The organism is Thermohalobaculum sp. (assembly GCF_058622915.1).
Genome location: NZ_JBZSYN010000193.1, coordinates 1 through 9,666 on the forward strand (window position 1 = coordinate 1; position 9,666 = coordinate 9,666).

Sequence of the window (9,666 nt, forward strand, 5' to 3'; positions counted from 1 at the left end):
CCGCCGCGCAAGACCGTGGCCGGCGTTCCGGCCCGTGTCGTCGGCGAGGCCGGCTGCGAGCGGCCGTCGCACTCGATGGATCACCGCGTCACCGGGATCAGCGGCGCCTGAGGCCGCAGCGCCTGAAAACCGGAAACGAAAAGGGCCTCGCCGCGTGCGGCGAGGCCCTGTTTCGCCCGACCAGGCTCAGGCGTCGACGCGGCGGCGCCGGCCGTCGCGGCGCCCGCGGGCGCCGCCCGCCTCTGCCGACTCGCCCGGCGCCTTGTTGAAGCGGATCCAGGCGGCGCCGTGCGGGTCGTTGTTCGCAAGCAGGTTCGCGGCGCGGATGGCCTCCATCTCGTTCGAGGGCGACGGCTTGCGCCGGCCCATCCCGAGCAGCGCCACCAGCGCGTCGAGATCGAGGTTCTCCTTCTCCGGCACCGGCACGCCCAGGGCGCGCAGGGCGGCGAGGCGCTCCTCGATCTTGGCGTCGCTGACGCCCGGCTGCACCGGGTTCATGATCGCCGAGGTCATGCCCGCCGTGATCGCCATGGGCAGGAACGCCTTGTTCACGCCGTGCCGGTTGGGCAGGCCGAACGAGACGTTCGAGGCGCCGCAGGTGGTGTTCACGCCCAGCTCCTCGCGCAGCCGCCGCACCAGCGCGAAGACCTGCAATCCGGCCGTGGCCATGGCGCCGATCGGCATGACCAGCGGGTCGACCACGATGTCGTGGGGCGGAATGCCGAAATCCGCGGCGCGCTGCACGATTTTCTTCGCCACCTCGAAGCGCACGTCGGGGTTCTCGGAGATGCCGGTGTCGTCGTTCGAGATCGCGACCACGGGCACGTTGTATTTCTTGACCAGCGGCAGGACGTGCTCCATCCGCTCCTCCTCACCGGTCACCGAGTTCAGCAGCGGCCGGCCCTCACAGGTCTCGAGCCCGGCCTCGAGCGCCGCCGGCACCGAGCTGTCGATGCACAGCGGGATGTCCACCAGTCCCTGCACCAGCCCGATCAGCTTCTGCATCAGCGGCGGCTCGGTCTCGTTGGGGTTGGGGTTCGAGTTGTAGACCACGCCGGCGTTGACATCGAGCACGGCAGCGCCGCAGGCGACCTGCTCCAGCGCGTCCTTCTCCACCGTCGAGAAATCCCCCGCCTCCAGCTCGGCGGCCAGCTTCTTGCGCCCGGTGGGGTTGATGCGCTCGCCGATCACGCAGAACGGCTGGTCGAAGCCGATGATGGTGGTGCGGCTCTTGGACTCGACGATGGTGCGGGTCATGCTTTTTCCTTTCCTCAGGCCGTGGCGGCGCGAGAGGCGGGCAGCGCCGCTGCGAGCTGGCCGGTGAACTCCGCCGTCTGCCTGATACCGCCAAGCGGGAAGAAATGCACCCCGGTAATGCCGAAATCCGGGTGCCGGGCCTTATGGGCGGCCAGCTCGGTCAGGACCTCCTCGGGCGTGAAGGGCATGACAGCCGGGTTACATCGGCGGCGCGGCGCTGCAGCACGCGCAGGCTCGGGCCGACGCCGCAGGCCATGGCGAACTTGATCAGGGTCTGCAGCTTCGCCGGACCGGCCACGCCGATATGCACGGGCAGGGCGATGCCCTCGCGCTTCAGCCGCTCGGCCCAGGCGATCACCGGCCCGGCCTCGAAGCAGAACTGCGTGGCGATGGCCATCTCGGCGCCGGTGCGCTCGGTGAAGGCCTGCTTCCAGCGCAGCGCCTCCATGACGTTGCGCTCCGAGCCGTCCGGGTCGATGTCCTTGTTGCCCTCCGGGTGCCCGGCGACGTGCAGCCGGCGGAAGCCGGCCTTGTCGAACAGCCCCGTCTCGAGAAGCTGCATCGAGCAGTCGAAGGCGCCGCGCGGCCGGTCGATGCCGCCGCCCAGCACCAGCGCCTGGTCGACGCCCGCCTCGCCCTGGTAGCGCGCGATCCAGTCGGCCAGCGTGGCGGCGTCCGGGATGCTGCGGGCCGGGAAGTGCGGCATGACGGGGAAGCCCTCGCCGGCGAGGCGCCGGGCGGTGGCGACCATGTCCTCGATCGGCGTGCCGTCGATATGCGCGATGTAGATGCGCGTGCCGGCGGGGAACAGCTCGCGGAAGTCCTCGACCTTCTCGGCCGTGCGCGGCATCACCTCGACCGAGAAGCCCTCTATCAGGCCCGCCAGCCCCGCCGGGGCGGGCAGCTGCGGCTCGGGCGCCTCCTTGCGCCCAAAAAAGTCAAGAATCCTCGCCATTCCCCTTCGCTCCCCTTGTCAGGCTTTCGCCGTGGACCATCCGTCGTTTGCAATCAGGGCCTTGATGGCCTCGCTGTCGAAGGTGCGCTCGAGCCGCGCGGCCTCGGCCTGCGCCAGCTCCTCTAGCTCGCCCTCGACCGCGACCGGGTCGCCGCGCCGCCACTCGGCGAGGTAGGCATCGGTGTCCCGCGCGCCCACCTTCATGGCGCAGCGGTCGATCGCCTGCTCGAAGCGCTCCGGCAGTTGCCGCTTGGCCACGGCGCGGCCCTGCTTGACGATCACCTGCGCCGGGATGTCACGCCAGTAGACAACTGTCAGTTGCGCCATTGTCCCCACTCGGCTCCGCTCATCGACGCGGCCCTCAATAGAGGAGCGCGAAATTCGCGAACGCAGATTTTCGACTTGGTGGGCAACGTCTGCGACACCGCCAGGCCACAACCGGCAGATGTGGTTTTCAGGCCGGCGGGGACGGTCGCTTTTTAGGCTTGATACGTCGCAATCGTGCAAATACCCTGATCGTGATCGGCGGCGAGGTCCGACTCTGGCCCCGGATCCTCGACAGGATCGGGGCAACCCGCTGAAAGGTCTCGGCAAACCGGCGCGCAAGGAGACGCGGACGCATGCTCGTGGAGACGTCGCAACGCCGCCCCGCACCGGCGGTCAGCTTCGAGTTCTTCCCGCCGAAGTCGCCGCGCGCCTCGATGTCGCTGTGGGAATCGGTGCTGCGGCTGGCGCCGCTGGCGCCCGACTTCGTCTCGGTGACCTACGGCGCCGGCGGCACCACGCGCGACCGCACCATGTCGGCGATTCTCGCCATCCGCGACTGCGCCGGGCTCAACGTCGCCGGGCACCTGACCTGCGTCGGCGCCACGCGCGACGAGGTGCTGAAGGTGGCGCGCAGCTATGCCAAGCTCGGCTGCCGGCGCATCGTGGCGCTCAGGGGCGACCCGCCCGCCGGCGCCCGGCGCTGGGCGCCGCATCCGGGCGGATTTTCCGGCTCGGTCGAGCTGGTCTCGGCGCTGGCCGGAATGGGCCAGTTCGAGATCTGGGTCGCCTGCTACCCGGAGGTCCACCCCGAGGCCGCCAGCGCTGACGCCGACATCGATCACCTCAAGCGCAAGCTCGACGCCGGCGCCATCGGCGCCATCACCCAGCTGTTCTTCGACAACGACAGCTTCCACCGCTTCCGCGACCGTTGCGCCGCGGCTGGGATCGACGCGCCCATCGTCCCCGGCATCCTGCCGATCGAGGACTTCGACAAGACGGTCCGCTTCGCCGACGCCTGCGGCACCCGCATCCCCGGCTGGATGTTCAAGGCCTACGACAACGCCGAGGACGAGGCGGCGCACGATCTGCTTTCCATCGCCGTCGCCACCGAACAGTGCGACGAGCTGATGGCGAGCGGCGTCGACCGGCTGCACTTCTACACGCTGAACAAGTCCGCCATGGTTTTCCAGGTCTGCCACGCGCTCGGCATCCAGCCGCGTCCCGCCCATCTCGCCGTCGGCTGCGGCTGAGGCCCGGCGGTCGAACTTGCCCCGCGGCGCCCCACGGCCTAGAGCTAGGGGCAGGGGAACAAGTTGCGGCGGTGGCAGGTGAGGCCGAAGCTCGATGCTGATGGGACGGAGCCCGGCGCGGCCGGGCAGGGCGCCCGGGCGCGCTCCGCCCGTGGGCCGCGGCCCGACCCCGACACCATCGCCGCGCTCGACCTCGGCACCAACAACTGCCGCCTTCTCGTCGCCCGGCCCCAGGGCGAGGGTTTCGAGGTCATCGACGCCTTCTCGCGCGCGGTGCGCCTGGGCGAGCATGTCGGGCGCTCGGGCGAGCTCAGCGCCGAGGCCCAGGCCCGCGCCATCAAGGCGCTCAGGATCTGCGCCGGCAAGCTGCGCCGCCACGGCGTCGGCAACGCCCGCATCGTCGCCACCGAGGCCTGCCGCCGCGCCGCCAACGCCGCCGCTTTCATGCACCGCGTCGCGCGCGAGCTGGGCCTGCGCGTCGAGGTCATCACCGCCGAGGAGGAGGCCCGCCTCGCCGTCGCCGGCTGCGCGCCGCTGATCGACGCCCGGGCCGAGCACCTGCTGGTGTTCGATATCGGCGGCGGCTCGACCGAGCTGATCTGGGTCGACATGTCGCGCACGCCGCCCTCGCGCCGCGTCAGCCTGATCCGGGCGCTGGCGCCCGCCGGCCGCAACGGCGCCGAGGACGCCAACGCCCGCGCCGCCGCCGCGCATATCGCCGACTGGATTTCCGTCCCGCTCGGCGTCTCCACGCTGCACGAGCGCTTCGCCCACATCGCCGCGCCGCGCGACCGCTTCGCTGCCATGGCGCGCGCCTTCGAGGATGAACTCGGCCCCTTCGCTCCCTTCCGCGCCGGCGACCGCGACGAGCTGGCGCGGCGGCTGCAGATCATCGGGGTCTCGGGCACCGCCACCACCTTCGGCGCCCTGCATCTGGGGCTGCGCAGCTATGACCGCAGCCGGGTCGACGGCCTGTGGCTCGCGCGCGGCGCGGTCGAGGCGGTGGCCGAGCGGCTGCTCTCGCCGCCGATCGAGCGCTCGGGCCTGCCCGACTACGGCCCCATCCGGGCCGCGTTCATGCTCTCGGGCGGCGCGATCCTGACCACGATCCTCGCGGCCTGGCCGGTGGAGCGCATGCGGGTCGCGGACCGCGGCCTGCGCGAGGGCATGCTCTATGGCCTCCTCAAGGGCCGCCGGGCCTCCGGATGACCGGGTAGGCGCATGGCACGCGGCAAGCGCGGATCCGGGCGCGGCGGGCGCGAGCTCAAGGTGCGCGTCAAGACCGCCAAGGGGCGGCGGCTGTCCTCGACGCTGTGGCTCGAACGTCAGCTCAACGACCCCTTCGTGCAGCGCGCCCGGCGCGAGGGCTACCGCAGCCGCGCTGCCTACAAGCTCGCCGGCATCGACGACCGCTTCCGCTTCCTCGTGCCCGGCGCCCGCGTGGTCGACCTCGGCTGCGCCCCGGGCGGCTGGTGCCAGGTGGCGGTGGCACGCGTCAACGCGCTGGGCGAGAAGTCGGGCAAGGCGCGGGGCACCGTGCTCGGCGTCGACATCGTCGAGGTCGAGCCGATCCCGGGCGCCGATCTCCTGCAGCTCGATTTCCTGGCCGAGGGCGCGGACCAGGCGGTGCGCGAGCGCCTGGGCGGACAGGCCGACGTGGTGCTCTCCGACATGGCCGCGCCCGCGACCGGGCACCGCCAGACCGACCACCTGCGCATCATGGCGCTGGCCGAGGCCGCGGCCGCCTTCGCCTTCGAGGTGCTCGCGCCGGGCGGCGCCTTCGTCGCCAAGGTGCTGCAGGGCGGCACCGAGGGCGACCTGCTGGCCCTGCTCAAGCGCCGCTTCGCCGCTGTCCAGCACGTCAAGCCCTCCGCCAGCCGGGCCGATTCGGCCGAGATGTACGTGGTCGCGACCGGCTTCCGGGCGGACGCCGGGCAGTGACCTCGGCCCGCCCTGGTCTGTCGGTGCACATGGGCATATTTTTAAAATCACTGTAAATCAATGACTTGTAAGCGTGTGCAATGTGCACACCCCTTTTGGGCGCTGGAAACCGCAGCGAATCGGGTGTTGGCGGCCGGTGCCGGCGGGCCGCGCATGTCTTGCGCACGTCGCCTGTCCGATCCCTCTTCCCTTTCGCAGCGCAACGTGAGATAGGGAGCCGCCAACACGCACACTCCGGAGAAAATCGGATGGAGATTCGTGAGGCGCTCACCTTCGACGACGTGCTGCTCGTGCCCGCGGCCTCCGAGCTGGTGCCCGCCCAGGCCGATCTGAGGACCCGCGTCACCCCGCAGATCGAGCTCAACATGCCGCTGCTGTCGTCGGCCATGGACACCGTGACCGAAGTCAACATGGCCATCGCCATGGCCCAGGCGGGGGGGCTGGGGGTGATCCACCGCAACCTCTCGCTCGAGGAGCAGGCCGAGCAGGTCCGCCAGGTCAAGCGCTTCGAATCCGCGATCGTCTACAACCCGGTGTCGCTCAGGCCCGACCAGACGCTGTGCGACGCCCAGGCGCTGCAGCGCCAGTACGCCATCACCGGTTTTCCGGTGGTCGACGCGAGCAACCGGCTGGTCGGCATCCTGACCAACCGCGACATGCGCTTCGCCGACGACCCGGCGACCCCGGTCTCCTCGCTGATGACGCGCTCGAACCTCGGCACCATGCGCGAGCCGGTCGACCTCGACGTCGCCAAGCGCGTCCTGCACGACCGCCGCATCGAGAAGCTGATCGTGGTCAACGAGGCCGGTGAGTGCACCGGGCTGCTCACCGTCAAGGACATCCAGAAGTCGGTGCTCAACCCCAACGCCTGCAAGGACAAGCTGGGGCGCCTGCGCGTGGCAGCCGCCTCCACCGTCGGCGAGGCGGGCTACGAGCGCAGCCGGGCGCTGGTCGACGCCGGCGTCGACCTGGTGGTGATCGACACCGCCCACGGGCATTCGCGCTCGGTCGCCCAGGCGGTCGAGCGCATCAAGACGCTGTCCAACTCGGTGCAGGTGGTGGCCGGCAACGTCGCCACCGCCGAGGCCACCCGCGCCCTGATCGACGCCGGGGCGGATGCGGTGAAGGTCGGCATCGGGCCCGGCTCGATCTGCACCACCCGCATCGTGGCCGGTGTCGGCGTGCCCCAGCTCACCGCGATCATGAACTGCGCCGAGGAGGCCGCCCGCACCGGCACGCCGATCATCGCCGACGGCGGCATCAAGTTCTCCGGCGACCTCGCCAAGGCCGTGGCCGCGGGCGCCAACTGCGCCATGGTCGGCTCGGCGCTGGCGGGCACCGACGAGGCGCCGGGCGAGGTCTATCTCTACCAGGGCCGCTCCTACAAGACCTACCGCGGTATGGGCTCGGTGGGCGCCATGGCGCGCGGCTCGGCCGATCGCTACTTCCAGCAGGAGGTGGCCGAGACGCACAAGCTGGTGCCCGAGGGAGTCGAGGGCCAGGTCGCCTACAAGGGCCCGGCCTCGGTGGTGATCCACCAGCTGCTCGGCGGCCTGCGCGCCGCCATGGGCTACACCGGAAAGCGGACCATCGACGAGATGCGCGGCAAGTGCGATTTCGTCCGCATCTCCGGCGCGGGCCTCAAGGAGAGCCACGTGCACAACGTGCAGATCACCCGCGAGACCCCGAACTACCGGGTCGGCTGACCGTCCCCGGGCAGCGGCCTTGACACCGGCAGCCCGCATCCAGGCGGCGATCGGGATCGTCGATGGCTGGCGCTCGGGACCCGAGCCGCTCGACCGGGTGCTCGCCGCCTGGGGCCGGCAGAACCGCTATGCCGGCTCGGGCGACCGGCGCGCCGTCGCCGACCTGGTCTACGACGCCGTCCGCCGCCTGCGCTCCGCCGCCTGGGTGGCAGGCGCGCCCGAGGACCATGGCGGCCGCAACGCGCTGATCGGCAGCCTTCTGCTGGACGGGCTGGACGAGGCCGCCATCTCCGCGCTGTTCTGCGGCACGGGCCATGCGCCGCCGGCCCTGACGGCGGCCGAGCGCGCCCGGCTCGCCCGGCCCCTGGAAGATGCGCCGCGGCCCGTGCGGCTCGACTACCCCGACTGGCTCGCGCCCCATCTCGCCGCGATCCCGGACGCGGCCCTGGCGCGCTGGCGCGAGCGCGCCCCCGTCTTCCTGCGCGTCAACACGCTGAAGGCGGCGCGCGGCGAGGCCATCGCCGCCCTTGCCGGGGACGCAATCGCGGCCGAGTCCGGCCCGCTCTCGCCGACCTGCCTGCGCGTTGCCGCCGGCGCCCGCCATGTCAGCGCCAGCCGCGTCTTCCGCGACGGCCTCATCGAGCTCCAGGACGCGGCAAGCCAGGCGGCGTCGGACTATGCCCGCGCCCGGCCGGGTGAGACCGTGCTGGACTACTGCGCCGGCGGCGGCGGCAAGACCCTGGCGCTGGCCGCCGCGATGGCCGGCAGCGGCCGGATCCACGCCCACGACATCGCGCCCGAGCGCCTCGCCCGGCTTCCCGAACGGGCCCGGCGGGCAGGCGTCGCGGTCACGCTGCACGCCCCGGGCGAGACCGTCGGGCTCGCCGGCGCCTGCGACCTCGTGCTGGTCGACGCGCCGTGCTCGGGCTGCGGAACCTGGCGCCGCCAGCCCGGGGCGAAGTGGCGGCTCACCGCCAATTTGCTCGCCGACCGCCTGGGCCGGCAGGACGAAATCCTCGCCGCCGCCGCCGCCGCGGTGCGCCCGGGCGGCCGGCTGGTCTATGTCACCTGCTCGATGCTCGCCCCCGAGAACGAGGACCGGGTCGGCCGCTTCCTCGCCGCCCATCCCGCGTTCGCGCCGGGGCGCGCGCCATTGCGCCTGTCGCCGCTCGACGGCGGCGACGGCTTCTTCGCCGCCGAGCTGATCCGGTCGCCAACCCGAGGCTGAGCCGAGCAGCGCACTGGAGCCGCGCGTTCATCTTTTGTAAACGATAGACAGGCTCTCCTGCAGGCTCCCCCGGGATGGGTTGGCCGATGAATTTTTCGCACGCGGAGTCGGAGTGGTGGAATGGCAGGCATGTCCTGCTCGGCTCGATGATCGCCGTGCCCGGGGCCCTCGCCGCCGGGGCGCTTGGCGTCATGGCGTTTCCGCCTGTCGGGGCGGGGCTCGTCGCGGCGGTTGCCCTCGCCCCGATGGCGCTTGTCGGCCTCGCCGCGTTGTACCGCCCCTCGGCGGCCGGGCGCATGCGCGCCTTCGCGGCGCGTCTCGAGCGGCTCGACTTTCCGGCCGTGGCAAGCACGCGCGGCGGGCAGGTGATCTATGCGAACTCTGCCATGCGCGCCGTGTGCGGCGATGACCGGACCGACCTCGCCAGCCTGCTGGACCGCGGGGTCGAGGTCACGCCCGCGGCGATCTATCGCCTGACGCAGGCAGCCCGCCGCCTGGGCTTCGGCTTCGAGAGGACACGCCGGCGCCCGGATGGCGCAGCGGTCTTCCTCGCCGCCCGCGTCGTGGACTCCGACGTCCTGGTCTGGACCGTCGTCCCGCCCGCCCGGATGCCTCGGGGCGCGGACGGGAACGATCCCGAACTGACGGCCGGTGCGCTCTTTCCCCGGCTGCGCGTGGACGAGGGCGGCAAGCTGATCGCCAACGCCGCGTTCCGGCGGCGCTATGCCGAGGTCGAGGACCAGCCGGCCGATCTGCTGACGGGCGGCGACGCCGATGCCGGGCGCTGGATGCTGCTGCGGCGGCGCGACGGCGCGACCGAGCTCTGCGGCGTCTGGAGCGCCTGCGGGGATGACGAAGAAAGCCGCGACGCGCGCCACATCGTGATCTTGCCCCTGCACGGCTGCGACGAGCCGCCCGGCGGCTGGGCCGGGCTGGACCTGATCCCGGTGGCGCTGATGCTGTTCGACCCCGCCGGCCGCCTCTTGTGGAGCAACGCCCACGCCCGCGAGGTCACGGGCATGGAGCTCGACCAGCTCTGCGAGCGCGGCGCCGGGCTCGAGC

8 protein-coding genes and 2 pseudogenes are annotated in these 9,666 nt (G+C 72.0%); 7 read left to right on the plus strand and 3 right to left on the minus strand.

Annotated features, from left to right (window positions below; genetic code table 11):
* Positions 1-111: pseudogene (locus AC32QD_RS15185) on the plus strand (serine O-acetyltransferase); the annotation flags it as partial.
* 75 nt (positions 112-186) lie between these two features.
* Here the strand turns inward: AC32QD_RS15185 and AC32QD_RS15190 are convergent.
* From AC32QD_RS15190 to AC32QD_RS15200, 3 genes and pseudogenes are all read right to left on the minus strand, one after another.
* Positions 187-1,257: a methyltetrahydrofolate cobalamin methyltransferase gene (locus tag AC32QD_RS15190; RefSeq protein ID WP_492011351.1), complete on the minus strand. Its 1,071-nt coding sequence runs from the start codon at positions 1,255-1,257 to the stop codon at positions 187-189.
* 14 nt (positions 1,258-1,271) lie between these two features.
* Positions 1,272-2,212 (minus strand): annotated as a pseudogene (locus AC32QD_RS15195) (methylenetetrahydrofolate reductase).
* 18 nt (positions 2,213-2,230) lie between these two features.
* Positions 2,231-2,539 (minus strand): virulence factor, encoded by a 309-nt coding sequence (locus AC32QD_RS15200; protein ID WP_492011352.1) that lies wholly within the window; start codon positions 2,537-2,539, stop codon positions 2,231-2,233.
* A 293-nt stretch (positions 2,540-2,832) separates the two neighbouring features.
* On the opposite strand from AC32QD_RS15200, the gene metF reads away from it, so the two are divergent.
* From metF to AC32QD_RS15230, 6 genes are all read left to right on the plus strand, one after another.
* Positions 2,833-3,729, plus strand: a complete 897-nt coding sequence (metF, locus tag AC32QD_RS15205; protein WP_492011353.1) for a methylenetetrahydrofolate reductase [NAD(P)H] — start codon at positions 2,833-2,835, stop codon at positions 3,727-3,729.
* A gap of 78 nt (positions 3,730-3,807) precedes the next feature.
* The gene (locus AC32QD_RS15210; protein WP_492011354.1) at positions 3,808-4,938 is read left to right on the plus strand and encodes a Ppx/GppA phosphatase family protein; all 1,131 of its coding nucleotides are present in this window, start codon (positions 3,808-3,810) and stop codon (positions 4,936-4,938) included.
* A 12-nt stretch (positions 4,939-4,950) separates the two neighbouring features.
* Positions 4,951-5,670, plus strand: coding sequence for an RlmE family RNA methyltransferase (locus AC32QD_RS15215; protein ID WP_492011355.1), 720 nt, complete (start codon positions 4,951-4,953; stop codon positions 5,668-5,670).
* Positions 5,671-5,918: 248 nt separating this feature from the next.
* Complete coding sequence (guaB, locus tag AC32QD_RS15220; protein ID WP_492011356.1) at positions 5,919-7,376, plus strand: IMP dehydrogenase; 1,458 nt, start codon at positions 5,919-5,921, stop codon at positions 7,374-7,376.
* 19 nt (positions 7,377-7,395) lie between these two features.
* Entirely contained in the window at positions 7,396-8,604 is a 1,209-nt protein-coding gene (locus AC32QD_RS15225; protein ID WP_492011357.1) for an RsmB/NOP family class I SAM-dependent RNA methyltransferase, read from the plus strand.
* An 86-nt stretch (positions 8,605-8,690) separates the two neighbouring features.
* A partial coding sequence (locus tag AC32QD_RS15230; RefSeq protein WP_492011358.1) for a hypothetical protein occupies positions 8,691-9,666 on the plus strand: 976 nt, incomplete at its 3' end.

Excerpts from the sequence above, each read along its gene's own strand:
- AC32QD_RS15190 (WP_492011351.1), bottom strand. The coding sequence starts at position 1,257 with ATGACCCGCACCATCGTCGAGTCCAAGAGCCGCACCACCATCATCGGC.
- AC32QD_RS15215 (WP_492011355.1), top strand. The coding sequence starts at position 4,951 with ATGGCACGCGGCAAGCGCGGATCCGGGCGCGGCGGGCGCGAGCTCAAG.
- AC32QD_RS15200 (WP_492011352.1), bottom strand. The coding sequence starts at position 2,539 with ATGGCGCAACTGACAGTTGTCTACTGGCGTGACATCCCGGCGCAGGTG.
- guaB (WP_492011356.1), top strand. The coding sequence starts at position 5,919 with ATGGAGATTCGTGAGGCGCTCACCTTCGACGACGTGCTGCTCGTGCCC.
- metF (WP_492011353.1), top strand. The coding sequence starts at position 2,833 with ATGCTCGTGGAGACGTCGCAACGCCGCCCCGCACCGGCGGTCAGCTTC.